27 protein-coding genes, 5 tRNA genes and 2 pseudogenes are annotated in these 24317 nt (G+C 64.8%); 17 read left to right on the forward strand and 17 right to left on the reverse strand.

Annotated elements, in window-relative coordinates:
• The first annotated feature begins 64 nt into the window (after positions 1–64).
• On the forward strand, positions 65–1072 hold the full coding sequence (locus CSQ99_RS07550; protein ID WP_099038435.1) for an oxygenase MpaB family protein: 1008 nt from the start codon (positions 65–67) through the stop codon (positions 1070–1072).
• 3 nt (positions 1073–1075) lie between these two features.
• Here the strand turns inward: CSQ99_RS07550 and CSQ99_RS07555 are convergent, their stop codons facing one another.
• The gene (locus CSQ99_RS07555; RefSeq protein ID WP_099038436.1) at positions 1076–1432 is read right to left on the reverse strand and encodes a DUF2510 domain-containing protein; all 357 of its coding nucleotides are present in this window, start codon (positions 1430–1432) and stop codon (positions 1076–1078) included.
• Between the two features lie 559 nt (positions 1433–1991).
• Positions 1992–2064, reverse strand: a tRNA-Lys gene (locus tag CSQ99_RS07560).
• A 122-nt stretch (positions 2065–2186) separates the two neighbouring features.
• On the opposite strand from CSQ99_RS07560, the gene CSQ99_RS07565 reads away from it, so the two are divergent.
• From CSQ99_RS07565 to CSQ99_RS07575, 3 genes are all read left to right on the forward strand, one after another.
• Positions 2187–2259, forward strand: a tRNA-Glu gene (locus tag CSQ99_RS07565).
• Positions 2260–2293: 34 nt separating this feature from the next.
• Positions 2294–2370 (forward strand) — tRNA-Asp (locus CSQ99_RS07570).
• A gap of 43 nt (positions 2371–2413) precedes the next feature.
• Positions 2414–2490, forward strand: a tRNA-Phe gene (locus CSQ99_RS07575).
• A gap of 38 nt (positions 2491–2528) precedes the next feature.
• Here CSQ99_RS07575 and CSQ99_RS31835 read toward each other — a convergent pair.
• Positions 2529–2854: pseudogene (locus CSQ99_RS31835) on the reverse strand (site-specific integrase); the annotation flags it as partial.
• A 226-nt stretch (positions 2855–3080) separates the two neighbouring features.
• Positions 3081–3218 carry a hypothetical protein gene (locus tag CSQ99_RS31840; protein ID WP_425437791.1) on the reverse strand — a complete coding sequence of 46 codons (138 nt, stop codon included), beginning with the start codon at positions 3216–3218 and terminating at the stop codon, positions 3081–3083.
• A 99-nt stretch (positions 3219–3317) separates the two neighbouring features.
• On the opposite strand from CSQ99_RS31840, the gene CSQ99_RS31845 reads away from it, so the two are divergent.
• Positions 3318–3746: a hypothetical protein gene (locus CSQ99_RS31845; protein ID WP_099038437.1), complete on the forward strand. Its 429-nt coding sequence runs from the start codon at positions 3318–3320 to the stop codon at positions 3744–3746.
• 167 nt (positions 3747–3913) lie between these two features.
• On the opposite strand, the gene CSQ99_RS07590 is transcribed toward CSQ99_RS31845, so the two are convergent.
• From CSQ99_RS07590 to CSQ99_RS07600, 3 genes and pseudogenes are all read right to left on the reverse strand, one after another.
• Positions 3914–4738, reverse strand: a complete 825-nt coding sequence (locus CSQ99_RS07590; RefSeq protein WP_099038438.1) for a hypothetical protein — start codon at positions 4736–4738, stop codon at positions 3914–3916.
• Complete coding sequence (locus CSQ99_RS07595) at positions 4731–5819, reverse strand: helix-turn-helix domain-containing protein (protein ID WP_176560917.1); 1089 nt, start codon at positions 5817–5819, stop codon at positions 4731–4733. Before CSQ99_RS07595 ends, CSQ99_RS07590 begins: the two co-directional genes overlap by 8 nt.
• A gap of 375 nt (positions 5820–6194) precedes the next feature.
• Positions 6195–6421 (reverse strand): annotated as a pseudogene (locus CSQ99_RS07600) (excisionase family DNA-binding protein); the annotation flags it as partial.
• 185 nt (positions 6422–6606) lie between these two features.
• On the opposite strand from CSQ99_RS07600, the gene CSQ99_RS07605 reads away from it, so the two are divergent.
• The 4 genes from CSQ99_RS07605 to CSQ99_RS07620 all read left to right on the forward strand — a co-directional run bounded on the left by CSQ99_RS07605 (position 6607) and on the right by CSQ99_RS07620 (position 9942).
• A tRNA-Phe gene (locus tag CSQ99_RS07605) sits at positions 6607–6671 on the forward strand.
• A 132-nt stretch (positions 6672–6803) separates the two neighbouring features.
• Positions 6804–8162: a cytochrome P450 gene (locus CSQ99_RS07610; RefSeq protein WP_099038440.1), complete on the forward strand. Its 1359-nt coding sequence runs from the start codon at positions 6804–6806 to the stop codon at positions 8160–8162.
• On the forward strand, positions 8162–9100 hold the full coding sequence (locus CSQ99_RS07615; protein ID WP_099038441.1) for an alpha/beta fold hydrolase: 939 nt from the start codon (positions 8162–8164) through the stop codon (positions 9098–9100). Before CSQ99_RS07610 ends, CSQ99_RS07615 begins: the two co-directional genes overlap by 1 nt.
• Complete coding sequence (locus CSQ99_RS07620; protein ID WP_099038442.1) at positions 9097–9942, forward strand: SDR family NAD(P)-dependent oxidoreductase; 846 nt, start codon at positions 9097–9099, stop codon at positions 9940–9942. The genes CSQ99_RS07615 and CSQ99_RS07620 overlap by 4 nt, the downstream gene beginning before the upstream one ends.
• Here CSQ99_RS07620 and CSQ99_RS07625 read toward each other — a convergent pair whose 3' ends face one another.
• Genes CSQ99_RS07625 through CSQ99_RS07640 form a run of 4 tightly spaced genes read right to left on the reverse strand, consistent with a single transcriptional unit; the run spans position 9943 to position 12721 of the window.
• On the reverse strand, positions 9943–10947 hold the full coding sequence (locus CSQ99_RS07625) for a synaptic vesicle VAT-1 family membrane protein (protein WP_099038443.1): 1005 nt from the start codon (positions 10945–10947) through the stop codon (positions 9943–9945).
• Between the two features lie 2 nt (positions 10948–10949).
• On the reverse strand, positions 10950–11735 hold the full coding sequence (locus tag CSQ99_RS07630; RefSeq protein ID WP_099038444.1) for an MBL fold metallo-hydrolase: 786 nt from the start codon (positions 11733–11735) through the stop codon (positions 10950–10952).
• Complete coding sequence (locus tag CSQ99_RS07635; protein ID WP_099038445.1) at positions 11732–12199, reverse strand: ester cyclase; 468 nt, start codon at positions 12197–12199, stop codon at positions 11732–11734. Before CSQ99_RS07635 ends, CSQ99_RS07630 begins: the two co-directional genes overlap by 4 nt.
• A 27-nt stretch (positions 12200–12226) precedes the next feature.
• Complete coding sequence (locus CSQ99_RS07640; protein ID WP_099038446.1) at positions 12227–12721, reverse strand: DUF2834 domain-containing protein; 495 nt, start codon at positions 12719–12721, stop codon at positions 12227–12229.
• Between the two features lie 69 nt (positions 12722–12790).
• Here CSQ99_RS07640 and CSQ99_RS07645 point away from each other — a divergent pair, with 69 nt between their 5' ends.
• Together CSQ99_RS07645 and CSQ99_RS07650 are read left to right on the forward strand one after the other, a co-directional pair.
• Positions 12791–13384, forward strand: coding sequence for a TetR/AcrR family transcriptional regulator (locus CSQ99_RS07645; protein ID WP_099038447.1), 594 nt, complete (start codon positions 12791–12793; stop codon positions 13382–13384).
• 49 nt (positions 13385–13433) lie between these two features.
• Positions 13434–14996 (forward strand): phytoene desaturase family protein, encoded by a 1563-nt coding sequence (locus CSQ99_RS07650; RefSeq protein ID WP_099038448.1) that lies wholly within the window; start codon positions 13434–13436, stop codon positions 14994–14996.
• An 88-nt stretch (positions 14997–15084) separates the two neighbouring features.
• Here CSQ99_RS07650 and CSQ99_RS30920 read toward each other — a convergent pair whose 3' ends face one another.
• From CSQ99_RS30920 to CSQ99_RS07660, 3 genes are read right to left on the reverse strand one after another with little or no spacing between them, the layout of a single operon-like run.
• Positions 15085–15249: a hypothetical protein gene (locus CSQ99_RS30920; protein WP_176560918.1), complete on the reverse strand. Its 165-nt coding sequence runs from the start codon at positions 15247–15249 to the stop codon at positions 15085–15087.
• A 19-nt stretch (positions 15250–15268) separates the two neighbouring features.
• A complete protein-coding gene (locus tag CSQ99_RS07655) occupies positions 15269–15622 on the reverse strand; it encodes a UBP-type zinc finger domain-containing protein (protein ID WP_099038449.1) in 354 nt (117 codons plus the stop codon).
• Between the two features lie 25 nt (positions 15623–15647).
• Positions 15648–16091 (reverse strand): nuclear transport factor 2 family protein, encoded by a 444-nt coding sequence (locus CSQ99_RS07660; RefSeq protein ID WP_099038450.1) that lies wholly within the window; start codon positions 16089–16091, stop codon positions 15648–15650.
• 31 nt (positions 16092–16122) lie between these two features.
• On the opposite strand from CSQ99_RS07660, the gene CSQ99_RS07665 reads away from it, so the two are divergent.
• From CSQ99_RS07665 to CSQ99_RS07690, 6 genes are read left to right on the forward strand one after another with little or no spacing between them, the layout of a single operon-like run.
• Complete coding sequence (locus tag CSQ99_RS07665; RefSeq protein WP_099038451.1) at positions 16123–16566, forward strand: SRPBCC family protein; 444 nt, start codon at positions 16123–16125, stop codon at positions 16564–16566.
• 14 nt (positions 16567–16580) lie between these two features.
• Positions 16581–17660, forward strand: coding sequence for a CaiB/BaiF CoA transferase family protein (locus CSQ99_RS07670; protein ID WP_099038452.1), 1080 nt, complete (start codon positions 16581–16583; stop codon positions 17658–17660).
• 58 nt (positions 17661–17718) lie between these two features.
• Complete coding sequence (locus CSQ99_RS07675; protein ID WP_099038453.1) at positions 17719–18162, forward strand: SRPBCC family protein; 444 nt, start codon at positions 17719–17721, stop codon at positions 18160–18162.
• Between the two features lie 49 nt (positions 18163–18211).
• Positions 18212–18931 (forward strand): GntR family transcriptional regulator, encoded by a 720-nt coding sequence (locus CSQ99_RS07680; RefSeq protein ID WP_099038454.1) that lies wholly within the window; start codon positions 18212–18214, stop codon positions 18929–18931.
• A gap of 53 nt (positions 18932–18984) precedes the next feature.
• The gene (locus CSQ99_RS07685; protein WP_099038455.1) at positions 18985–20538 is read left to right on the forward strand and encodes an NCS1 family nucleobase:cation symporter-1; all 1554 of its coding nucleotides are present in this window, start codon (positions 18985–18987) and stop codon (positions 20536–20538) included.
• Positions 20539–20576: 38 nt separating this feature from the next.
• Positions 20577–21251 (forward strand): aspartate/glutamate racemase family protein, encoded by a 675-nt coding sequence (locus CSQ99_RS07690; RefSeq protein WP_176560925.1) that lies wholly within the window; start codon positions 20577–20579, stop codon positions 21249–21251.
• Here CSQ99_RS07690 and puuE read toward each other — a convergent pair.
• Genes puuE through CSQ99_RS07705 form a run of 3 tightly spaced genes read right to left on the reverse strand, consistent with a single transcriptional unit; the run spans position 21233 to position 24317 of the window.
• Complete coding sequence (gene puuE, locus CSQ99_RS07695; RefSeq protein ID WP_099038494.1) at positions 21233–22138, reverse strand: allantoinase PuuE; 906 nt, start codon at positions 22136–22138, stop codon at positions 21233–21235. The two genes, CSQ99_RS07690 and puuE, sit on opposite strands and share 19 nt — an antisense overlap.
• Complete coding sequence (alc, locus tag CSQ99_RS07700; protein WP_099038457.1) at positions 22138–23100, reverse strand: allantoicase; 963 nt, start codon at positions 23098–23100, stop codon at positions 22138–22140. Before alc ends, puuE begins: the two co-directional genes overlap by 1 nt.
• On the reverse strand, positions 23097–24317 hold the full coding sequence (locus CSQ99_RS07705; RefSeq protein WP_245908785.1) for a DUF6986 family protein: 1221 nt from the start codon (positions 24315–24317) through the stop codon (positions 23097–23099). The genes alc and CSQ99_RS07705 overlap by 4 nt, the downstream gene beginning before the upstream one ends.

The following is a 24317-nucleotide window of genomic DNA, read 5'->3' on the forward strand; positions in this document are numbered from 1 at the left end:
GACTCCATTGTGACAACGTATGTAGTCAGAATAGGTGATTCTGACTGGATGGGAAGCTTCATCAGTGACTCAAGATACGTCCGCTGCCTGCCCCGTGAACAGTGCGGCCGCCCCTGTGGGGGCGGGGTGCCCCGTTTCGTCGGATGGATATGACGCCCTGCCGCAGCCGCTGGGGCCCGACTCGCTGACGTGGAAGTACTTCGGTCGTTGGACCGGGATGCTCCAAGGTCCCTGGGCCGGCTCGATGCAGAACATGCATCCGCAGTTGGGCGCCGCCGTCCAGCAGCACTCGATCTTCTTCATGGAGCGGATGCCGCGGCTCTACCGGTCTGTCTATCCCATCGGGGGCGTGGTGTTCGACGGCGACCGCGCGCCCAAGACCGGGGCACAGGTCCGTGACTATCACATCGGGATCAAGGGTGTCGACGATCAGGGCCGCCGCTACAGCGCGCTGAACCCCGACGTCTTCTACTGGGCGCACGCGACGTTCTTCAAGTCGACGCTGCTTGCCGCTGAATGGCTCGGCGGTGGCCTCACCGAGGCGCAGAAGCGCCAGCTGTTCGACGAGCACATCGTGTGGTACCGGATGTACGGCATGAGCATGCGGCCGGTGCCGAAGACGTGGGAAGAATTCCAGGAGTACTGGGATCACATGTGCCACAACGTGTTGGAGAACAACTGGGCCGCGCGTGAGGTGCTCGATCTCTCGTCGATGACCAAGCATCCCTCGCTGCAGTGGATGCCCGATTGGCTGTGGCAACTCAACATCGCGGGGATGCAGAGGTTCTTCAACTTCACCACAGTCGGCTTGTTCGACCCGGCGGTGCGAGAGCTCATGGGCTACACCTGGACGCCACGTCAGGAGCGGCTGCACCGCTTGTTCGGCAAGGTCGTGTACCGGGTCGTCAAGCTGCTGCCCAAGCGCATGATGATGCACCCGCGCAAGCGATCTGCGTGGGACCGGGCCAGTGGCCGGTTGCCTGCGGACTCGCCGTTGGTCGAAACGCCGGCACGCAATCTGCCGCCCGTGGAGTACCGCGACAACCCGCACTACTACTCCCCGAAGGTCTGAGCGCTAGCGGCCTACGGCGTGCGGCGTCCACATCACGCCGTCGAAATATCGTATCTGACAACGGTTTTGCGGGTCCGGGAACCAGCCTGCCTGAACCGGGGGATAGCGGCCGAACACGCCTCGCTGATCCCCGCGCAGGCTCAGTCGGTACTCGTAGTCGGCACGGGCGCGCAGGCCGGCGTCGCGGATGGCAAGTGCCTTCCTGCGGCGGCTGACGAACAAGAGCAGACCGACGATCGCCGTCACCGCTACTGCTTCATACCAACCGTTCGCGAGCCACCAGAACGTCACCAGCGCGGCGACGCCGGTGATGACGGGATGGCGCCGCCAGAACGAGCGCCGGGCCTGCTGGTAGAACACACCGTGAGATTACTGCGGTTTCCTCTGTCGCGATTACGCGGGCGACGAGAGGGCCGCTGCCATTCGGCAGACATTTCTTCCCCGCATATTGGGAGGCGTCATTCGCGTGACGCAGCGCTGCTGGGTCAGGCGGTTAATCCAATTCGACGGCGGGTTGTGACGCGTCGGTGGCAGTTAGCGCAGCGAACCTCACATTTGCCGATCTCGGCTTGTATAGCGGCCAAATTCCAGCCGGTGCGCGCCATAGATCCGACATCACGGAGTTTGTCCCCTGTCACGTGATCGAACTCAAGGACTACTAGGTCACTTTCGCCGCAGTCGACGCACGGGTGGGTTAGCAAGTACTGCTGGACGTAAGCCTTGGCGGCGGCGATGGCCTTCCGTTTGCCAGCGCGACGATGTGTGTTCTTCTCAGGCGTTCGCCGGTAGTACGCCCGGTTATATTCTCTGCGGCAGTCCGCACAGTAGGTGCCCGTGAACGCGCGACGATCCTGACTGCAACGTGGGCACCGTTTGGTGAGCATGACCGGGACCTTAACTTCGGGGCCCGACATTTAAGTGCCCCCCGTAGGGCTCGAACCTACGACCTGCGGATTAAAAGTCCGTAGCTCTACCAACTGAGCTAGAGGGGCGTGAGGCAACAGGATACTGGGTGCCGTCGGGCGGCTCGTTTGAGGATTGGGGTCCCGGTAACCTAAGCTATCCAAGCTCCCAGCGTCACAGCGTTGTGAGTACCCCGGAGAGATTCGGCTTGGCCCCCTTCGTCTAGCGGCCTAGGACGCCGCCCTTTCAAGGCGGTAGCGCGGGTTCGAATCCCGTAGGGGGTACGCGCGGCACCGTACGCTGGAGCCGCAAAAGCAAGGCCCTGTGGCGCAGTTGGTTAGCGCGCCGCCCTGTCACGGCGGAGGTCGCGGGTTCGAGTCCCGTCAGGGTCGCCACTATTGGCGAGGCATTCGGTGATCGATATGGCCGGTGCCTTCCGGCCAGGTAGCTCAGTTGGTACGAGCGTCCGCCTGAAAAGCGGAAGGTCGCCGGTTCGATCCCGGCCCTGGCCACCATTCTTTACCTGCATCGACACGGGTCTTGCACTCGGTTGTCAGTTCGATTCGTCCTGTTCTTCGGTCTTCTGTGTGTGTGAATCTCGGTCGCGTGAAGCAGATCTAGGTTGGCTGCGACCTTGTCCAGCTCGTCGGCGTAGAGGTCGCTATAGATGTTCGCGGTCACGGTCGGTGGAGTGACCCATCGTTTCTGGACGTATCGAAGGTCTGCGCCCGATTTTCGAGGCAGGTTTGCGTAGGTGTGGCGTAGATCATGGATGGTCTGCGGAGCCGGTTCTATCTTCTTGAGGGCCTTGTTCCAGTGGGTGTGCCGACGCCAGTTGTTGGAGCGCAGCATCGCGCCATTGGGTGACGTAACGGCGGGGGTGGATGCGCACGTCTTGATCCCCGGCGTGAGGTTGGCGTGGTCGATGGCAGGGATCCCAGCCGCGGCGCCGGGTTCCACCCACCATCATGTAGGCGACGCCGCCGCAGTGAAGCCGAGCATCTTCGACGGACCGGTTGGCGAACCCGAGGACCGCCTTGGCAACTGCGAACTTGCCCGCGGCGGTGCTGAGGTCCAAGGTGCTTTTCCACTCCAGCCAGTTCGTCTACTGGGCCTCGGGCCTCGGGCCTCGGGCCTCGGGCCTGGAGCCGTGGATCGCCGCGACGAGGCGAAGAAGCTCGTCGTCGGTGCGAAGCGCACGGGTCGTGTCGATGTCGCTCAGCGTGATCGGCCGCGGATCCACCGATCAGCGTATTGCTCGGTGGTGACTGCTCTGGGCGGCACGCGGCGTGATTCTGCGGGGTGTGGGCAACTGGGTGAGTACCGGTGCGATGATCGCGCAATGGCCAGCCGCGCGGACTCCGACGAGCACTACGTCCTCGACCTGTGCGACGAGGTCCTCGGTGTGTTTGGCCGCCGCCAGCAGCGGTTCGACTGGCTCCGCGGAGACCCGTCACCGTCGCGACCGCGCGGTACGGAGCTCCCCGTCGACGGATACTGGCCCAGCCTGCGGCTCGTCGTGGAGTTCCAGGAGGAGCAGCACTCAGAAGCGGTGGAGTTCTTCGACCGGCGCCAGACAGTCTCCGGGGTCCGCCGCGCCGAGCAACGCCGCCGCTACGACGAACGCAAGCGCACCGAGATCCCCGAACACGGGATGCAGCTCATCGTGATCGAGAAGTCCGCCTTCATGGTGAAGTCGAAGCGGATCGCCCGTGACCGCGCACGGGACCTCGCGGTTGTCCGTGAGCACCTCGACTCGCGCTGTTGCTGATCCCGTGCTTGTCGTGCAACTGGCCTACAGGCTGCACTTCCCCGTGTTCATCGGTGGGTTCACCGACCAGGAGGAAGGCGGATCTGCTGAGCTCACGAAAACCCTGCCCGCAGACTTGCGACGATTCCTCGCCGAGCACGACGCACGTATCCCTCGCTCTTGGGTGGTTACCTGGACGCATCCGCAACGGCTGCGAGCACATCGGCTGCAAGCGCGGCAACAGAGGCGGCCACCAGGTCAGGGTCTCCGATCCCTTCCTCTGCGCGACCGGCCATGACCGAACCAAGTGCATCGGGGCCGTCGGCGAAAAGAGGACGCAGCCAATCGAGGGCCTGCTCGGCCACCGTCTTGGAGATCGGGTCGGACAGTAGACGCTGAAAGCTTGAGCCGAGTGCCGCCGTGTCGGTTGTTGCCACAAGCAGGCGGTAGATGTCGTGAGCGTCCTTATCGTTGAGGCGGTCAGGTTGGTTGTGCCGTTCGTGGATCTTGTGGACTTTCGCAATCAAGAGTGCGGCTGGCCCGGCAACTCGGGCTTCGAAAGTCCTTGTGTCGTCAGGGTTGAGCGCAGATATCGTACGGAGCTCGTTGTCCACAACGGCGGCTTCCAACCCGACGGTCCGCCTTGTTGCTTGATTGGAGTGGGGTGGGATCCGGGCACCGCGATGAGACCTACCGCCTTGCGACAAAGCATCTGGAACCATCAGATCGACCGGGATGCCTGCCGGGTTTAGCCATGCTCCAGGCTGCCCGTTCACGTTCGGGTAGAAGCCAGCTCGTTTCATCGCTTCTTCAAGAAGTGGCTCTTCGGGGAGTCCCCGCGGGTCGACCGCCAGGTCGCTGTCCTTCGTTGCCTCGGCGATCGCAACGTCTGCGTGACCACTGTGCAGATAGATGGCCTGCGCGCCGACCACGACGATCGAATCGTGTTGCTCGGCCAGGGCTTCGAGGGCGTCCAGCAGGGCTGAACGGGCCTTGATGAGTAAATCATCCACGGCGCCAATCACTTTCGTTGCGCTCCATCCATGAGATGAGTTCCTCTCCCTCGGAGGGGTTTCGGCCCGGACCCGTGAGTAGGTCTACTGCCGCCTGTTCAATCGCGACAATGACCGCACCGTCGCGATTGGTACCGGTTCCGGTGAACACGACGTCGTACTTAGGTTCGGCGAGAATCACATTCGCGCCCTTATCCGCTGGCCGTAGGCCCCATTCTTTTGCTGCGCGCGCCGCATCATCGACGTAGACCATCGCCGCGCGGGCGGGAGCGTAAGGCGCCCACTGCGCAGCCGCGATCGTTCCGGTTATTGCGTAGTGCGAGTACTGAGAGTTGGCGGCTTTGCTCTGTAGCGCTTCTAGGCCGCGAGGCTCGATGTAGCTCGATGTGCGGTTGGTGCGGAAGAAGCTGTAGTCACGACTCCATCGGCGTAGGAGGGTTGGCCAGTCGTTCAGGACGTAGGCCGTTCCCATCTTCTGCACCAGCCCCTCTTCTTGAAGGAACTCCAACACCCGGTACGTTGCGCCGGTGGATGCCCCGGACGCGCCGACGAGATCGCGTGCCGACCATGGCCCCCGCGTTGCGATGAGTGTCCGGACTACACGAGCGGCGGGCTCACCTGCCAGCGATCCGCGCGGCCGGCCTGGGCTTCGCCATGGATCTTTATCGGCGCCTCGGTCGCGAACGAATAGTGCGGGACGTGACGACTGGATCAAGATGTTGCCGGTGGCGTCGATGAACGACATGTTCCCCTGCGACAGCCGCTCGCGAACTGGGGGCGCGAGGTATCGGGACATGACCATGGTCTTGGTGTCGATGAGCTCGCGATCTGCTGCCCACTGCAACTGTTCCGAGACCCTGGGAACGTCGCGGCCGACGAGTAGCCTCTTCGCCTCTACGAGGAATCGAACCTGCTCACCCGAGGGTGCCGTGAGTGCCAGGATCGCGTCTATGGCGGCGTCCATCGGCGGTCTCTGAATGTCGACTCGCCAGTCGTCAGGTAGACGATCGCGGAGTAGTTCGGTGCACTCGGTCAAGATCTCCGCCTCCGTGCCGGGAGGTGCGGTGATTGGTTCAGTCATGAGTATCTCCTGTTCGGAAAACATACCTGTTCCGATGGTTGCGGAACAAGGGACTTACCCGAACGAGGTGAATCTGCCCATGTCATCCGGCATACGGGCTGAGTGAACTTCGCGCGTGTTCGCGGTATAAAGGTATTCCGTTGCCAACGGAACCGACTCTTAACCCGAACAGTTCAGTTGCATGAGCCTGCACTGGCAACGTGGTGCCGTGGAAGCTATGACGCCGTTTGCCGTGCATGGATGTCGGTAGATCCGACCTCGGGCGTTCAGAAACTGAACACCCGAACCTCGGCCTCTAGGAACTTGTCAGAGCGAGGTCCTACGCGGCGCGATACACGTGGGCGAGTCTTTCAGACGCCGCGGACGGTCAACGCTACGTTTCGCCTCGGCGAGTAATTCGGCGAGTAATTCGGCGAGTAATTCGGCGTCGGCATCCGCGAACTCCTCCGAGCTCTCGGCGATGAACCGGTTGCGCCGGGCGTGAAGCTCCTCTCGGTAGGCAAGGACATCGGCAAGCCGCAGCTTGCGTCGGACCGCGCCGGGCACGTGAGCGTCTAACTCGCATCCTGGATGAGGCGAACTACCGTGGGGCGGCTCAGGCGGGGGCGACGCGGCGCCCTTTGTCGCACCGGAGGCCCCGACGCCCCTCGCAAGGCAAGCGGTAGCGCCGAAGCTCCTGGTCAGGAGCGCAAGCACCGTGTCCGGTTTATGTCCGTTCGCCGGACAGACTGAATACGTCAGCGCAGCTCAATGCGGCGCATACGACGCACAGAATCAAATAAACCGCAGGTCAGTGGCTATCTCGTCCGCCTGAAAAGCGGAAGGTCGCCGGTTCGATCCCGGCCCTGGCCACTTCAGAGCGGTCTGCCTTGATCCTTCCCGTTGTGTTCGATCCCGCCCTTTGCGCTCGGTCCCACAGGGTTGCTCTTTTCTTCGTGACCGCCTACGTTTTTCGTTGGTACCATCGTGTACCACGGAGGGATTATGGCTGAGCTGACGACCGATCCGGTGCGGTTACCACCGGCGCCGCGCATACCCAAGCTGCTACAGGGCGTGGGATTTCTCGCCGCCCGGGACAAGGCGATCGCCGCACTGTCCAAGCGGTACGGCCCCACTTTCACGCTCAATCTGCCGATCTTCGGCCCCACCGTCGTCGTCGGTGATCCCGCACTGGTCAAGGAGTTGTTCACGGCCAAGCCCGACCTGATCGCACGGGCCGGCGTGCTCGGCGAGATGTTCGGCCCGGGCTCGACGTTCAGCCTCGAAGGCGCCGAGCATCGGGAGCGCCGCAAGCTCCTGGTCCCGCCATTTCACGGCAAGCGGATGGTTGGCTACGAGGCGATCGTCCAAGAAGAGGTCATGCGCGAGATCGAGTCGTGGCCCGAGGGCCAGGAGTTCGAGACCATGCCCTCGATGATGCGCATCACCCTCAACGCGATCCTGCGTGCGGTGTTCGGAGCGGAAGGGGCTGCGCTGGACGAACTACGCGATGCGCTGCCTTCGATGGTGTTGTACGCCTCCAGGCTGGCGGTCATGCCGCCGGTAGTACGCAGGGACTTCGGTCCGCGAAGCCCCGGTCGGAAGCTGGCCGACAACCGCAGGCGCTACGACGCGATCATCGCGCGCCTCATCGCGGATATCCGCAGCGACCCGGCGTTCGAGGACCGCACCGACGTCCTGTCGCTGATGTTGCAGGCGCGGTATGAGGACGGTTCACCGATATCCGACGACCACGTGGCCGATGAATTGCTCACGCTGCTGGCCGCGGGGCACGAGACCACGGCCACCACCTTGGCGTGGACGGTCGAGCGGGTGCGCAGGCATCCGCGTCTGCTGGCCCGGCTGAAGGCCGAGGTCGACGGCGGCGGATCCGAACTCGTGCAGGCCACCATCTGGGAGGTCCAGCGGACCCGGCCCGTCATCAATGGCACGGCACGCGTGACCAAGACACGAATTCGTATGGGAGATTGGGTCATTCCTGAGCGTCACGTGGTGATGGCCAGCATCTCGCTGGCGCACCTGACCGAGACCGCGTTCTCCGACGCAGCGGCCTTTGATCCCGATCGGTTCATCGGCAATCCGCCGGACAACTATGCATGGATTCCCTATGGCGGCGGCATCCGACGCTGCATCGGAGCCGCGTTCGCCAACATGGAGATGACGGTGACACTGCGAACGTTGATCCGTGAATTCGAGTTCGGCACCACTTACGCCCCCGGTGAGCGCCGCCACTCGCGTGGTGTGGCCACTGCGCCCCGGCGCGGCGGCAGGGCAGTCGTGTACCGGCGCCGCGCCGCGGCCCCGCAGGCGCGTTCGGCCGACGCCGCGCGAGTATCGGCGTGATGGCCAACGAGGCTGTCGTCGACGTCGGCCGCGGTATCGAACTGTGCTACGACCAGGCCGGCGACACCAGCGATCCGCCCGTGATCCTGATCGCGGGCCTAGGCCGGCAATTGCATTCGTGGCCAGACGAATTCGTGGCAAAGCTGGTGGGACGCGGCTACCACCTCACGCGATTCGACAATCGCGACGCGGGTCGCTCCACCCACATGAAATATCGGCCGCCCAACCCAGTGGCGATGTTCCGCGGTGGCGATCCCCGTCAGCAGTACCACCTCGGTGACATGGCGCGAGACACCGTCGGTCTGATGGATGCGCTCGGATATCCCGACGCGCACCTGGTCGGCGTCTCGATGGGCGGGATGATCGCGCAGACGGTCGCCGCTCACCACCCGGGTCGGGTGCGCACCCTCACGTCGATCATGTCGACGACGGGTGCCCGCCGGCTCGGCCGGCCCGCGTTGTCCACCTGGCGCCGGATGTTGATGTCAAAGCCGCCGCGAACCCGTGCTGAGGAAATGGATCGCGCCGCGAACATCTTCTCGCACATCGGATCACACGGCTTCCCGTTCGACGAACAGGCGGTGCGCGCGTATGCGGGCACCGCGTTCGATCGTGATCCGAGCCCGGCGGGCATCGCGCGCCAGCTGGCCGGCATCTTCGCGTCCGGAGACCGCACAGCGGAGCTGGCGGAGATCGACGTTCCCACGTTGGTCATCCACGGCGACCGCGACCGCATGGTCCACCCGACCGGTGGCGCCGCGACCGCCCGCGCAATACCCGGTGCGCGACTGGAGACGATCGTCGGCCTCGGCCACGATCTGCCCGTCGGGGCATGGGACCGATTGGTCGACCTTATCGCCGAGCACTTCACTCGGGCTGGATTCGCGGCCCCCCGCGGTGCAGCTCTGACGCCCATCGAACGCGAGGAGAACGTATGAGCAAGCGGCGCAGGACGATAAGTGGCCGCACCGTGGTCATCACCGGCGCGGCATCGGGTATCGGCCGGGCTCTGGCGCAACGGCTGTCGGCGCACAGCTGCCCGGTGGCCATCGCCGATGTCGACGAGGCGGGTCTGAAGGAAACCGAGGCGTCGTTGCGCGGTCCAGCCCTCCTGCGGGTGCTCGACGTCAGTGATGCGCACGCGCAGCAAGATTTCGCGGCCGAGGTACGCGACTGGACGCCGCAGCCGATCGGCGCGGTATTCAACAACGCGGGCGTGGCCGTCGGGTCGAGCGTGCTCGACGCAGTCCCCGAGGACGACGCCTGGCTGTGGAACATCAACTTCCACGGAGTGGTCAACGGCACGCGGGCGTTCCTGCCCATCCTCGTCCAACAAGACGAGGGGGTGATCGTCAACACCTCGAGCGTGTTCGGGCTCGTCGGCATGCCGACCCAGAGTGCCTACTGTGCAGCCAAGTTCGCCGTCCGCGGCTACACGGACTCGCTACGGCACGAGCTGCGCGGAACCGGGGTCACCGCCATCACCGTGCATCCCGGCGGCATCAACACCAACATCGTGCGCAACGGCCGGATGCGTAAAGATCCCGATGGTCGAGGCCGCACCCAGGACCAGATGGCCGAGGAGTTTGCGAATATGACGATGACGCAGCCCGACAAGGCCGCCGAGATCATTCATCGCGGTGTGGAGTATGGAAAGGCGCGGATCCTCGTAGGACCTGACGCCTACATGTTCGACGTACTGGCGCGTGTGGCGCCGACGCACTATTACGACGTGCTCGGCCGGCTGCAGACTGTCCTCCGAAAGCGCGCCTCGAGCTAGCTAGGGGACCAGCACCACCTTGCCGATGTTCTCGCGGGCGGCGAGGATGCGGTGCGCCTCCCGCGCGTTGTCGAACGGCACGGCGGCGTGCACAACCGGCGACACGGAACCGTCCGCCAGTGCGCTCGACAGCGGACCAATCCAGGGTTCGAGCGTGCCGCGGTCGTCCCACAGCGTCAGCATGTTGAGGCCGATGACGGCCTTCGACTCCGAGAGCTGCTTGGTCAGGTTGAACCCGCGCACCATCGGAAGCAGTTGCGGTAAAGCGGTACGCAGGGAACGCTTTTCGCCCTGCTGAAGAGACGAGATGCCATAGGCGACCAGCCTGCCGCCGGGCCGCAGCAGGTCATAAGAGCGGCGCAGCGAGGTGCCGCCGATCGCGTCGAGCACGACATCGTACGGCGGCAGATCCTTCCACCAGCCATCACGGCGGTAGTCGATGGTGCGGTCGACGCCCATTTCGCGGAGCACCTGGTGTTTGCCGGGTGACGCGGTGCCGTGGATCTCGACCCCGGTGGGTTTGGCGAGCTGGATTGCCGCGATCCCGACACCACCCGCTGCTGCGTGGATGAGCACACGTTCGCCGGCGCGCAGCGAACCGTACCCATGAAGCGCCGCCCACGCCGTCGAGTAGTTGACCGGGACGGCGGCGCCCTGCTCGAAGGTCATCGTGTCCGGCAGTGCCACCGTGTCGGAGGATTTGACGTTCACGATCTCGGCGTAGCCGCCGAAACGCGTTCCGGCGAGTACTCGTTCGCCGACACGTGACGCGTTGACGCCCTCGCCGACCGCCTCGATCGTGCCCGCCACCTCATACCCGACCACGCACGGCGGCTTGGGGGCATCCGGGTACAGGCCGACCCTGGCGAGATGATCGGCGAAGTTCACTCCCGCCGCACGCACCGCGATCCGTACCTGGCCGGTCGCAGGGGGCGGCGGATCGGGCCGCTGCTCGACCTTGAGCACCGATAGGTCACCGTGCTTGGTGATGACGACGGCGCGCATGGCTACGCCGTCGCCTTCGCGTGTTCAAACAATTCCGCGTCATGGGCACAGACCATCAGCAGGTCGGGCTCCTGCCGCCGGTACAGCTCGGTGAGGCGAGCGTGGTTGTCTGCCACCTTCTTTCGATCGAAGGCCAGCAGTGGCTCGATCACCTTGATCGGACCGGGCACCTTTGACTGCCCGTCGATCGTGCCGGGGTGGTAGAACGCATCCCCGCAGTGCAGCACCCAACGGTGCCCGGCATCGACGGCGATACATGCGTGTCCCCGGGTGTGCCCCGGCAGCGACACCAGCACGATTCCCGGTGCGATTGCGTCAAGTTCCTTGGCTGCGGCGAATCCGCGCCATTTCTCGCCGTCCGGATTGTGCTCGACGAGCTTGGGTCCGTGCGCCCACTGGGCCGGGCGGAAGCGCATCTTCTCCCTGAAGGACGGTTCACGCACAGCACCAAGTACTTCGGCGGCCGTCACGTGGATCTGCGCGTCGGGAAAGTCGGAGATACCGCCGATGTGGTCCATGTCGAAATGCGTGATGACGATGTGCCGGACGTCGTCGCGGGTGAACCCGAGCCGTTCGACCTGGCGCAGTGCCGTCTCGCCATGGTCGAACGCCGGCTTGAAGAGGTGCCGCGTCGGCCCGACGCGGGTGTGGTCGTCGCAGTCGTGCGTCCCGTATCCGGTGTCGACGAGCGCCAGGCCGTTGTCGGTCTCGACGAGCAGGACGTGGCAGACGATCGGCGGGACGCCATACGCGCGCATTGTCCCGCAGTTGAGATGGTGGACCTTCACAGTTCTTCCGATCCCGCCAGGGCGAGCAGTTCGCCGCGCCCGATCTGTGTGACGAGGCTTGCTGAGTCAAAATAGATGCGCTCATTGACGACGCGGTCGTCGTCGAAGTAGAACACCGCGATTATCGGCACGCGGAACGTCTTGCCGGTCGGCGGCAGACCGTAGAACTCGCCGAGATTGGTTCCCAGCAAGTCGAATTCGACGATGACCGCATCATCGGCGACGTGGCATACCACGTTGTCGTGACGCTGGTCGGGGAAGGCTGTTCTCGTCGTCCGGTAGTAGCCCATGACCTCGTCGTCGCCGTCGAACACCTGACCGGTGGCCATGATCTCGTAGTGCGCGCGGCCCCCTGAATGGTTCTTGAAGGTGGCCAGGGTGCGGTCGAACTCCTTGGTCACCTCGGTGTCCATGTGTTCCCGGATGACATCGAGGCGGCGCTCACGCAGATCGTCTGTGATCATCCGTCGACTGTAGGCCGCCGTTCGATGTCAGACCGTGGATTGCACAGGCGCTCCAAGCTGCTGGTGCCTGTGCTGGCGCTCTGCGACGGCCAGGTAGGCCGCCCAGGCGAATGCGGAGCTGGCGAACAGGATGAAGCCGCAGAACAGCCATGCGTGTTTGATGCCGCGCCTACGGCCGTCGACAATGGACCACAGCGGGAAGAGCAGCAGGCTCATGATCGTGTAATCCTGGCTGGCCGAGCTCGCGGCGGGGTTGGCATATCCCAGCGTGATGAACTCCCACCAGCTTCCTGGGCCCCAGATGAAGTTGTGCAGTCCGCCGGGCGGCGCGTACTCGGCGACGTACTGGTTGTTGAAGTAATAGCCGAGTACCACCGACGCGATACCCGCGATGTAGTAGAAGAGTTCGAGCCCGGTTACCTGCGGGCCGGACGCGGAGCGCGCGAAGATCGACGGGTTCGTTTTGACGATGAATGCCATCGTCGCGAACCCGAGGACTAGGTGGACGATCAGCGAAACCATAAGCAGGCAGTGTCACCACGGACTCAAGTTTTGTCAATAATGACATAACTTGTGCGGTACTTTCTCCCCATGGTCCGTCCCGCGCAAACGGCACGAAGCGAGCGCACCCGTGAGGCGCTGCGGCAGGCGGCGGTGGTGCGGTTCCTCGCGCAAGGGGTCGAGGACACGTCGGCTGAGCAGATCGCGGCCGACGCCGGGGTATCGCTACGGACGTTCTACCGGCACTTCGCGTCCAAAGACGATCTGCTGTTCGCTGACTACGCGGGTCTGCAGTGGTTCAGGACGGCATTGGCGGCGCGCACTCCCGATGAGTCGATCCTCGACTCGGTGCACTCGGCGATGATGGCTCGGCCGTACGACGATTGGGCCGTCGCGCAGACCGCCTCCCTTCGTGCCGAGGAGATCGAACCCGACCGGATCGTGCGGCACATGCGGCAGGTCGAGGCCGACTTCGCCGCGGTGATCGAGAGCCGCCTCGGCGAGGAGAACCCGCCGGAGCCCGGCACCGACGAACGCATGCAGATCGCCGTCACTGCGCGGTGCATCGCGGCGGCGGTCTTCGGTGCGATGGAGGTCTGGATGCTGAGCCAGGAACGCTCGCTGCCCGAGCTGTCGAGGCTGACCCGGGCGGCACTCGACACCTTGGCGAAGGGGATTGGCTGAAAGTTTTGTCAATATTGACAAAACGTGGAGTGCGTGCCAGCCTCAGCGCATGGCTGACTTTGATGCGATCGTCGTCGGCGCGGGTCACAACGGATTGACCGCGGCCGCACTGCTCCAGAAGGCTGGGCTGCGCACGCTCTGCCTGGATTTCAAGCTCTATGCGGGCGGCATGGCCTCCACCGTCGAGTTGTTCGACGGGTTCCATTTCGAGATCGCGGGTTCGGTGCAGATTCCGACCTCGGCCGTGGTCAGCCGCGAACTCGGACTCGACGAACTGCCGACCGTCGACCTCGATGTGATGTCGGTGTCGCTGCGCGGCGTCGGCGACGAGCCGCTCGTCTACTACACCGACCCGATGAAGCTGATGACGCATATCAACGAGGTGCACGGCGCCGAGGCTGTCAACGGGATGGCCGGTCTGCTGGCGTGGTGCCAGGCGCCGACGCGTGCCCTGGGCCGATTCGAGGCCGGCCAGCCGCCCAAGACGCTTGACGAGATGTACGCCTGTGCGACAAACGAATTCGAACGCTCGACCATCACGGATCTCCTTTTCGGATCGGTCACCGATGTGATCGATCGCTACCTGCCAGACAGGGAGAAGCACGGCGCGTTGCGAGGCATGCTCTCGCTGCTCGCCTGCAACACCACCTACCGCGGACCTGCGACACCGGGCACCGCGGCGGCGCTGGCCTACGGGTTCGCTGTCCCCGACGAGAATGCCTTGTTGGTCAAGAAACTGCAGGGTGGCATCGGCGCGTTGACGTCACACCTGTCTGACCTGTTCACCTCAGCGGGCGGCGAACTGCGGTTGCGCTCAAAGGTCGAGGAGATCCAGGTCGCTGACGGCAGGGTGAGCGGGGTTCGGCTGGAGGACGGCTCGATCATCACCGCGCCCATCGTCATCTCCGGCATCGCGCCGGACCTCACCGTGAACGGAATGGTCGACCCTTCCGCGCTGCCCGCCGACGTTCGGGAACGCTTCTCGGGCCAGGACCACCGCGGCAGCTATCTGCAGATGCACTTCGCGCTCGACGGCATACCGGAATTCGCCGCACCCTACGAACTGCTCAACGATCCGGTGATGCAGTCGAACATTGGAATCTTCTCCACTCCTGAGGAATTGCAACAGCAGTGGGAGGACTGCAGGCGCGGAATCGTGCCGGCCGATCCGTCCATTGCGTTGCAGATACCGTCGGTGAACGATCCGGGTCTGGCGCCCGAGGGCAAGCACGCGGCGTCGGCGTTCTCGTTGTGGTTCCCGATCGAGGAGTCGGAGTCGAGCTACGGGGAGATGAAGGCCGACATGGGGCAGCGGGTGATCGACAAGATCACCCGGCTGGCGCCGAATTTCGAGCGCCTGATCCTCAAGCACACCACCTTCACTCCCAAGCACATGGGCACCATGTTCGGTGCGCCTGGCGGCGACTACTGCCACGGGCTGATCCACCCCGACCAGATTGGGCCGAACCGACCCGGGCCGAAAGGCTATGTCGATCAACCGATCCCGATCGACGGCCTCTACCTCGCCAGTGCTGGCTGCCACGGCGGACCCGGCATCACATTCGTACCCGGCTACAACGCTGCCAAGCAGGCGCTGGCCGACGCGAAGTAGGACGTCCGGCTGGCGACTGTGCGGTTTCGGGCGCAACACGCCACATAGGCGGAGAAATCCGCACGGTCACGATGCTGGGTCGAGCGCTCTAGTCCTCGGCGGCAGGTCCGCTGGGCGTCGCGCCGCCTTCATCCGACCAGTCGGCAGCCTCATCGGCACCCTTGGCCGGGTCGCTCTCAACATCGTCGTCCGCACCGGTGGGGCCGGAGTCGGTTTCGGCGGTGTCGGGCTTTTCGGGGTTCGTTTTGCTCATGCCCGCCGGATACCCAAACTCAGTCGGACCGACTCTGAAGCTGAGTCATCCAGTCCGCGGGGACTCGATCCGCCGGCCCGGGAGCGGGCTGGTCCTCGGGATGGCACTCGGGCGCCGCCAGTTGGGGCCCGTCGTAATACTGGTCGGTGTCGTAGTTCCAGAACCAGTCCTCGCCCGGTTCGAAGGACCTGATGATGGGATGCCCGGTAGTGCGCCAGTGCGCCGAAGCGTGGCGGGCCAGTGAGTCGTCACAGCAACCGATGTGGCCGCACGCGGCGCAACGGCGAAGGTGTACCCACCACCCGCCGTGCTCATCGCACTCCACACACCCGGTGCCGCTCGGCGGGACGGTCGGATCGACGGCATCACTCATAGTTGGTGAGCCTACCGAGTTCGGCCTAACCGGCCATCGTCGAATCCGGTGCGTGCCAGTCGGTCGAGACGAAACGGTGCTGTATCAGCCAGTGCTCGCCGACTGGCACGAAGAGGTCCCGGTAGCGGCCGTAGTGGTCGAGTCCGACCTCGGTGAACACGGTGAAGTAGCAGGCGACCCGCGCCCGCTGGGACGTCATCTCGGTGAACCGGATGTTCGTCACGTTGTGGCGAACGATGCGCCGCATGCCCGATTCCCGGGCCACCGCATTCGGTGAAGCGACTGCGCCACCGAGGAACTCGACGATGGCCGCTCGGCCCCGAACCGGCACACCGCCCCGAAGCTCGAGCTCGCCGTCTTCGCAGAAGGATTCGGCGAGCTCGGGCAGTCGCATCGCGTCGCCGGACCAGTTGTAGCGGGCCAGGCTGTCGCGGATGCGTTCGCGCGCAGAAAGCTCCCAAAGTTCCATGTGGTCAACCGTATCCGGCTATGGTCACGCCATGGCTACCAGCGATTCCCGCGAGGTCGTGATCGAAGCAAGCGCCGAGGAGATCCTCGACGTCATCGCCGACGTCGAGTCGACACCAGATTGGTCGTCGCAGTATCAGAGCGCCGAGATCCTTGAGTCATACGACGACGGCAGGCCGCGGCGGGTCAAAATGAAGGTGAAGTCGGCAGGAATCTCCGACGAACAGGTCGTCGAGTACACCTGGACAGACAACAAGGCGAGCTGGACCCTGATCTCCGCGGGTCAGCTGAAGGCGCAGGACGCGTCGTACACGTTGACGCCTGACGGGGACAAGACCAAGGTCAAGTTCGACATCACCATCGACCTGTCGGTGCCGATGCCCGGGTTCGTGCTGAAGCGGGCGATGAAGGGTGCGATGGAAACCGCCACCGATGGCCTGCGCAAGCAGGTACTCAAGGTGAAAAAGGGCGGCTGAGCTACCGTCCACCCGTGACGAACACGGGTCCCCTGGCCGGGGTGAAGGTCATTGAACTCGGCGGTATCGGGCCGGGACCACACGCCGGGATGGTGCTCGCCGATCTCGGTGCCGACGTCGTTCGGGTGCGACGTCCCGGCGGACTTCAGATGCCTGCGGAGAACATCGACCTGATGCACCGCGGAAAGCGGACGGTCGACCTCGACGTCAAGAAGGATCCGCAGGCGCTGCTCGACCTCGCTGCCAAGGCCGACGTGCTGCTCGACTGCTTCCGCCCCGGCACCTGCGAACGTCTCGGCATCGGGCCGGACGACTGCGCTGCCGTCAACCTGCGACTGATCTTCGCGCGGATCACCGGCTGGGGCCAGGATGGCCCACTGGCGATGACCGCGGGCCACGACATCAACTACCTGTCGCAAACCGGAGCACTGAGCGCCATCGGGTTTCGTGACCGGCCGCCGGTCGCACCGTTGAATCTGGTGGCCGACTTCGGGGGCGGGTCGATGCTCGTGCTGCTGGGCATCGTCACCGCGCTCTACGAACGCGAGCGATCAGGCCAGGGTCAGGTCATCGATGCCGCGATGGTCGACGGCGTCAGCATCCTGGCCCAGATGATGTGGACGATAAAAGCCGGGGGCACACTGAAAGACGAGCGCGAATCGTTCATGCTCGACGGCGGCGCACCGTTCTATCGCACCTACGAAACCGCCGACGGCGGCTACCTGGCCGTCGGTTCCATCGAGCCGCAGTTCTTCGCGCATCTGCTCGAAGGCCTCGGGTTGTCGCCCGATGAGGTGCCCAACCAGTTCGATACGGGGGCCTACCCCGAGATGCGCAGGATCTTCACCGATCGGTTCGCGAGCAAGACCCGCGACGAATGGACCGCCGTCTTCGCGGGCACCGACGCATGTGTCACACCCGTGCTCACCTGGACAGAAGCGGCCCGCAACGAGCACCTGCTGGCGCGCTCGACGGTGTTGACGGCCCACGGCGTCGAGCAGGCGGCTCCGGCACCGCGCTTTTCCCGAACCCCGGCAGGTCCGGTGGGAATGCCGCCGCAGGCCGCCACGCCCCTCGATGGGATCGGCTGGTAGTAAAATTTGCTGCAAATTCCATTACATAAGGCACACAAGGTAGCTATGATTTGCCACTATGACTGTTCGCGCATCCAGAGAGGTGGTGTTCGAGGCACCGCGCGAGGCGATCATGGAGGCGCTGGCCGACGTCGAAGACGTCCCGTCGTGGTCGCCGGTGCACAAACACACCGAAGTCCTGGATCGCTATCCGGACGGCAGGCCGCACCACGTCAAGGCGACGTTTCGGATCATGGGCATCACCGAGAAGGAACTCCTCGAGTACCACTGGGGCGACGACTGGATGGTCTGGGACGCGACCGAAACCGTGCAGCAGCGAGGTCAGCACGTCGAGTACAACCTCACTCCGGTGGGCGAGGACCGGACGCGGGTTCGTTTCGACATCATTCTCGATCTGGCGGCGCCGGTTCCCGCGTTCCTCATCCGGCGGGCGAAGAAGATGGTGCTCGACGTCGCCACCGAATGTCTGCGCAAGCGCGTGACGACCGGCGGCGCCGTCTAACCCTGCCGCACGCAACATCGACGCAATAAGCACTGCCTACCGTGATCGGATGCGGCGCCATTCGGTACTGGTCGACCGGTTGACCGTCGACACCCCGGGCCGGTCACAACAGGCGATCCTCGACGAGTTGCGCCGCGTGATCCTCGACGGCGCCGTCCTGCCCGGCACGCCGATTCCACTCGCTGAGGTCGCCGACCTGTTCGGCGTGAGTCAGATCCCGGTGCGAGAGGCGTTGAAGACGTTGATCGGCGAGGGACTCGTCGCTCACCGAAGTAACTTCGGCTACGCGGTCGCCCAGCTGACCCCGCAGGAACTGCGCGAGATGTACATCGTGCGTGAGACTTTGGAGGCGGCGGCGCTGGCCGCATCGGTGGCCAACGCGTCCGACGAGGACCGCGCCGCCGTCGTGGCCGTTCACGACGTTCTGCAACGGGCCATTCACGACGACGATCCAGTCACCTACCACCGGCAGAGCCGGCAGTTTCATCTCGCGCTGACTCGCCCGTCACGCATATACCGGCTGCTGCACATGCTCGAGTCCGCCTGGAACGTCACTGAACCCGTGCAGTCGATGGTCCACGTCACGCCGGATGAGCGGACGGCACTGCACACCGACCATGACCGGATGGTCGAGCTGTTCCTCGCCGGCGACGTCGAGAAATTGCTCACCACAGCCGAATTGCATGCGCAGCGACTCAACTCCGTGATCGCCACTCTGCCGACCGACACGGGCCTGCTGGTCTCGCCGAATATATCTTCTGCGCAATAGCCAGGTAGTTCGCAGGAAATACCTGTGCAATACGTCGTGGATAGCGTCCGCGCATGACCGACCTCGACACACCACAGACTTCGAAGGACCTGCCGCCGGGCGCGGTTATCGGCGCGGGTGATCTCGTCGAAGCATCCGGCCACCCGGTCGGCGGCGGCGTCATCAAACCGGGCTACGACCCACGCCTGACGAACGAGGACCTCGCGCCTCTCGGCAAGCAGACGTGGACCTCCTACAACATCTTCGCGTTCTGGATGTCCGACGTCCACAGCGTCGGCGGCTACGTGACGGCGGGCAGCCTGTTCGCCCTCGGCCTTGCCAGTTGGCAGGTCCTAGTGGCGCTGCTGGTCGGTATCACGATCGTGTACTTCTTCTGCAACCTGGTCGCCAAGCCCAGCCAGGTCGCGGGCGTGCCCTATCCGGTGATCTGCCGGTCAGTGTTCGGCGTCCTTGGCGCCAATATCCCGGCAATCATTCGCGGCCTGATCGCCGTGGCGTGGTACGGCATTCAGACCTACCTGGCGTCGGCGGCCCTGGATATCGTGCTGCTCAAGCTGTTTCCGGGGCTCATGCCGTATGCGGAGGTCGAGAACTACGGGTTCGCCGGCCTCTCGCTGCTCGGCTGGTCCAGCTTCCTGCTGTTGTGGGTACTGCAGGCCTGCGTGTTCTGGCGCGGTATGGAGTCGATTCGCAAGTTCATCGACTTCTGCGGGCCCGCCGTCTACGTCGTGATGTTCATCCTGTGTGGCTATCTGATAGTCAAAGCGGGATGGGGTGCAATCGACCTCAACCTGGGCGATGTCACCTATACCGGATGGTCGTCCCTGCCGGTGATGCTCGGCGCCATCGCACTGGTGGTGTCCTATTTCTCCGGGCCGATGCTCAACTTCGGTGACTTCTCCCGGTACGGCAAGTCGTTCGAGGCGGTGAAACGCGGCAACTTCCTCGGCCTTCCGGTCAACTTCCTGGTGTTCTCGGTCCTGGTGGTCGTCACCGCATCGCTGACCCTGCCCGTGTTCGGCGAACTGATCACCGACCCGGTCCAGACGGTGGCCCGCATCGACAGCACATTCGCAATCGTGTTGGGGGCCTTGACATTCACCATCGCTACCATCGGCATCAACATCGTGGCCAACTTCATCAGCCCGGCATTCGACTTCTCCAACGTGAGCCCGCAACGGATCAGTTGGCGTGCGGGCGGCATGATCGCCGCCGTCGGTTCAGTGCTGATCACACCGTGGAACCTCTATAACAATCCCGAGGTCATCCACTACACGCTGGAAACCCTCGGTGCGTTCATCGGTCCGTTGTTCGGCGTGCTGATCGCCGACTACTACCTGGTGCGCAAGCAGAAGGTGGTCGTCGATGACCTCTTCACCATGGACGAGGGCGGAAAGTACTGGTACACCAAGGGCTTCAACAGAGTCGCTGTACTCGCCACCGTCGTCGGCGCGGTGCTGGCCATGATCCCGGTTCTGCTGGGTGGTTCGGTGACGGGTATGCACACCGCGGCGCAGTACAGCTGGTTCATCGGGTGCGGGGTGGCGTTCGTGCTCTACTACCTGGTGGCGCGGCGGGACGCATTGGTTGCAGAATCGGTGTCGTGACACAGATCTGGGCCATCAACCCCAACACCACCGAGGCGATGACGGCCACGATCGAGCAGTGTGCGCGCGCCGTCGTCGCACCCGGCACCTCGGTCACCGGTGTGACCTCCGAATGCGGCCCGCCGTCGATCGAGAGTCACTACGACGAGGCGATGAGTGTGCCCGGGCTCCTGCGGGCGATCGAGCGCGGCGAGCAGCAGGGTGTCGACGGGTACGTGATCGCCTGCTTTGGTGATCCTGGCCTGGATGCCGCCCGGGAGATCGCACGAGGTCCGGTCATCGGCATCGCGGAGGCGGCCATGCACGCCGCAAGTCACCTCGGCCGAGGGTTCAGCGTGGTGACCACGCTGGCCCGCACCTTGGGGCGCGCCGCCGATCTCGCCGGACACTATGGAATGCAACGGTTCTGCCGGGGCATCCACGCGTGCGAGATTGCGGTGCTCGATCTCGACACCGATCCCGACGCCCGCAAGATCATCACCGAGGCGTGCCGGGACGCGGTCGAATCCGACGGGTCCGACGTCGTGGTGCTCGGATGTGCGGGAATGGCCGACATGTGCGCGCCGATCTCTGCCGAATTGGGCGTGCCCGTGGTCGACGGTGTCACGGCCGCGACGTTGACCGTGCAGTCGCTGGTCGCCATGGGCCTGGGTACCTCGAAGCGCGGCGAGTTCGCCGCACCGCTACCGAAGGATTACACCTTCGGCGGGTGAGTAGCGCGCCAGTGCTCGGCGATCTCGATGCGCCGCGCCACCCATACCCGGTCGTGCGACTGCACATGGTCGAGGAAACGTTCGAGTGACTTAGAGCGCGCGGGGCGTCCGACGATACGGCAGTGCAGGCCGACCGACAGCATCTTCGGTTGGCCCGCAACACCTTCGGCGTAGAGCACATCGAACGCGTCGCGGAGGTGCGCAAAGAACTCGTCGCCGTTGGCGAATCCCGCCGGGGATGCGAAGCGCATGTCGTTGGTGTCCAACGAGTAGGGCACCACGAGGTGGTCCCTATCGCGTACCTGCACCCAATAGGGCAGGTCGTCGGCGTAGGAGTCGGAGTCGTAGCTGAAGCCGCCGTGCTCGACGACCAGGTCGCGGGTGTGCGGCGAGTCGCGGCCGGTGTACCAGCCGAGCGGATGGGTGCCGGTGAGGTCGGTCAGGATGGCGACCGCTTCGGCCATGTGCGCCCTCTCGGTGTCCTCGCCGATCAGCTGGTAGGACTTCCACCGCAGCCCGTGACAGGCGATCTCATGGCCGAGTTCGAGGAAGGCAGCGACAGCTTCGGGGTTGCGCTGCATGGCGCGGGCCACCGCGAAGATCGTCAGCCGCAGCCCCCGATCCTCGAAAATCCTCAACACCCGCCACAACCCGGCGCGCGAGCCGTACTCGTAGAGCGACTCCATACTCATGTGCCGATTGCCGTACGGCTCGGCGGGGGTGATTTCGGACAGGAATGTCTCGGAACCCGGATCACCATCGAGGACGCAGTTCTCCGACCCTTCTTCATAATTGAGCACGAACTGGACGGCAATCAAGGCATCGCCAGGCCACTGCGGGTCGGGTGGGTGCGCACCGTAGCCGACCATATCGCGGGGATAATCGATCACAGCAGATCACCGAACATCCGTAGCCGGGCCAGGCCGCCGTCGGGGTAGATATCCAGTCGGGCTTCGGAGACGGTCGCCTCGACATCGACCAGGAAACGGTGCCGGGTGTCTGGCAGCAACGCGGTGCGGGGGAGCAGTTCCACCCATTCGCCTTGGGAGTCAAGCCCCTTCAGTGCTGCCGCTGCGGGGCAGTTGTCGGTGAAGTAGGAGGTGTCGATCTCCACGAGCCGTACCCGGCCGGGCCCCGCCAGCCGGAAGTGCACCCAGTCGTTGCCGCCGTCGCGTCGGCGCGCGGTCTCCCAGCCGTCGCCCATGACCTTGGCGAGCCCGGGGAAGATCAGGTTCTGCGGCGAGCTGTAGAACCGGTTCGAACAATCAAGCACCAGCCCGCCGTTTTCCAGTGCAGCCAGGTCGACGGGGCCGACGCCGAGGAATCGCCGATCCGGCCTGCCCTCGCCGTGGACGCGCAGTCGTGCCACGCCGCCGTCGGGGTAGATGCGTAGCCGCACGTGGGTCCAACGCCGATCGGATAACACCTCGAACGGGTTTCGGCTGTCGCCGTAGATCTTGACGCGTTCGACGAGGCTGACCCAACCCGGTTCAGCGGCAAGCTCTTCCGCGGTCGGATAACCGTCGACCTCCAGTGCCTCCAGCGATGCCTCCGGTGGGAAGTTGCCCTTGAACCACGCCGTGTCGATGACCACACCGCGGATCAACCCTGGCACGCCGAGACGCACGATCGCTTCGTCGAAGCCAGGTTCGCGGCGGCGTCGAGTCTCCCAGCCGTCATAGATCTGCCCGCGATGTCCGAACGTGGCCGGCTGATACTTCGCCGGCCCCGGCTTGATCAGGTTCTCCTTCTCGGCGAACGAATCGTCGTTGGCCCAGACGACCGCGCCGCCCGCCGTACGCAGCGCCAGGTCGGGGAGCCAGGTGAAATCCGGTGCCGAGTCGCTCATGACAGTGTGCGTTCCTTCAGCTTTCGCAGGACGGTGATGTCGGCGCCAGGAGCGACGGCGAGCACGTCGTCGAGGGTGAACGCGTCGACGCCGAGCCCGCGCAGCACGACGGTCGCCAGCGCCTCCGCCGTGGCCGGCTCGTCGACGATCGCGCCGCCGCGGCGGTCGAGGTAGGCCTGCAGACGAGGTCCGGCCGCCGCGAGCGCCGCCCGGAAGAACGTGATCGTGGCCAGCCACCGGGTGACGAGGTGTCCTGGATGCATATCCCAGCCCTGGTAGTAGCCGCGTTCCAGCGACCGGGTGACGAGGTGGTGGTGGCGACGGAGTGCCGACCGGACCTGCTCGCCGGTGCCCGCGGGCATTACCTGCGTGGACCCGTCGGCCACCCGCACGCCGGTCTGTGCCGCAGCGGCCAGCATGACGGCCTTCGCATGATCGGCAACCGGATGATCGAGCGCCTGCTGCTGCGGCGCAATGCCGCATGCGGCACTGTAATCATAAGTGCCGTAATGCAATCCGAGGCATCGACCGCCGCTGCGGTGTAGCGCCTTTGCGATGGTGGCGGTGCCGTCGGCGCCGAGGATCGCCTGCGGGCTCTCGATCTGCAACTCGAATCGCAGGGTGCCGTCGGCAAGCCCGTGCGCCTGCTCGAGCGCCTCGCAGAGCCAGACCGCGGCGGTGGCCTGTTCGGCGGCCCGCACCTTGGGCACGGTGAACACGAAGCCCGACGGGACACGTCCGGCGGCGTCGAGTACCAGCTCGAGGGTGCGGATGGCGCGTTTGCGTTCGGCGGAGGTCAGGCCCTTGATGCGGATACCGCACAGATCGGTGCCCAGCGCTGCGAGAGTATGCCCCGCGCGCCGAGCGTCACTGTCTTCGGTGTCGTCGGGCCGGCGTCCGTAACCGTCTTCGAAATCCAGTCGCAGGTCCTGGATCGGCGCGGACGACAACCGCCGTCGCACGGCCGCGACTGGGCCCTCGCCGCCGAGTTCCACAAGGAGGTCGATGTGGGCGTCGAGCAGTTCGCCGGCGGCCGCACCCCACTGTGCCGGGGAGTCGACGGTGGCATCGGCGGCGCTGACATACACGGTGTGTACGGGTTGGGGAGCGTCGCCGTCACCGGGGTATCGGGTCTCGAGGTCGGCCGCTACGCCCGCCAACAGATCGTCGATCCGGGCCAGGAGGGTCGGCGCTATCGGCCTGCCGGGTTGTACCAC

It is taken from the genome of Mycobacterium neglectum (genome assembly GCF_002591975.1).
In the GTDB taxonomy this organism is placed as follows: domain Bacteria; phylum Actinomycetota; class Actinomycetes; order Mycobacteriales; family Mycobacteriaceae; genus Mycobacterium; species Mycobacterium neglectum.

Bases quoted from the DNA above. Each gene is read 5' to 3' on its own strand.
- CSQ99_RS31845 (WP_099038437.1), top strand. From the start codon at position 3,318: ATGGCCAGCCGCGCGGACTCCGACGAGCACTACGTCCTCGACCTGTGC.
- CSQ99_RS07595 (WP_176560917.1), bottom strand. From the start codon at position 5,819: ATGACTGAACCAATCACCGCACCTCCCGGCACGGAGGCGGAGATCTTG.
- CSQ99_RS07610 (WP_099038440.1), top strand. From the start codon at position 6,804: ATGGCTGAGCTGACGACCGATCCGGTGCGGTTACCACCGGCGCCGCGC.
- CSQ99_RS07615 (WP_099038441.1), top strand. From the start codon at position 8,162: ATGGCCAACGAGGCTGTCGTCGACGTCGGCCGCGGTATCGAACTGTGC.
- CSQ99_RS07620 (WP_099038442.1), top strand. From the start codon at position 9,097: ATGAGCAAGCGGCGCAGGACGATAAGTGGCCGCACCGTGGTCATCACC.
- CSQ99_RS07625 (WP_099038443.1), bottom strand. From the start codon at position 10,947: ATGCGCGCCGTCGTCATCACCAAGCACGGTGACCTATCGGTGCTCAAG.
- CSQ99_RS07635 (WP_099038445.1), bottom strand. From the start codon at position 12,199: ATGATCACAGACGATCTGCGTGAGCGCCGCCTCGATGTCATCCGGGAA.
- CSQ99_RS07640 (WP_099038446.1), bottom strand. From the start codon at position 12,721: ATGGTTTCGCTGATCGTCCACCTAGTCCTCGGGTTCGCGACGATGGCA.
- CSQ99_RS07645 (WP_099038447.1), top strand. From the start codon at position 12,791: ATGGTCCGTCCCGCGCAAACGGCACGAAGCGAGCGCACCCGTGAGGCG.
- CSQ99_RS07650 (WP_099038448.1), top strand. From the start codon at position 13,434: ATGGCTGACTTTGATGCGATCGTCGTCGGCGCGGGTCACAACGGATTG.
- CSQ99_RS30920 (WP_176560918.1), bottom strand. From the start codon at position 15,249: ATGAGCAAAACGAACCCCGAAAAGCCCGACACCGCCGAAACCGACTCC.
- CSQ99_RS07655 (WP_099038449.1), bottom strand. From the start codon at position 15,622: ATGAGTGATGCCGTCGATCCGACCGTCCCGCCGAGCGGCACCGGGTGT.
- CSQ99_RS07660 (WP_099038450.1), bottom strand. From the start codon at position 16,091: ATGGAACTTTGGGAGCTTTCTGCGCGCGAACGCATCCGCGACAGCCTG.
- CSQ99_RS07665 (WP_099038451.1), top strand. From the start codon at position 16,123: ATGGCTACCAGCGATTCCCGCGAGGTCGTGATCGAAGCAAGCGCCGAG.
- CSQ99_RS07675 (WP_099038453.1), top strand. From the start codon at position 17,719: ATGACTGTTCGCGCATCCAGAGAGGTGGTGTTCGAGGCACCGCGCGAG.
- CSQ99_RS07680 (WP_099038454.1), top strand. From the start codon at position 18,212: ATGCGGCGCCATTCGGTACTGGTCGACCGGTTGACCGTCGACACCCCG.
- CSQ99_RS07685 (WP_099038455.1), top strand. From the start codon at position 18,985: ATGACCGACCTCGACACACCACAGACTTCGAAGGACCTGCCGCCGGGC.
- CSQ99_RS07690 (WP_176560925.1), top strand. From the start codon at position 20,577: ATGACGGCCACGATCGAGCAGTGTGCGCGCGCCGTCGTCGCACCCGGC.
- alc (WP_099038457.1), bottom strand. From the start codon at position 23,100: ATGAGCGACTCGGCACCGGATTTCACCTGGCTCCCCGACCTGGCGCTG.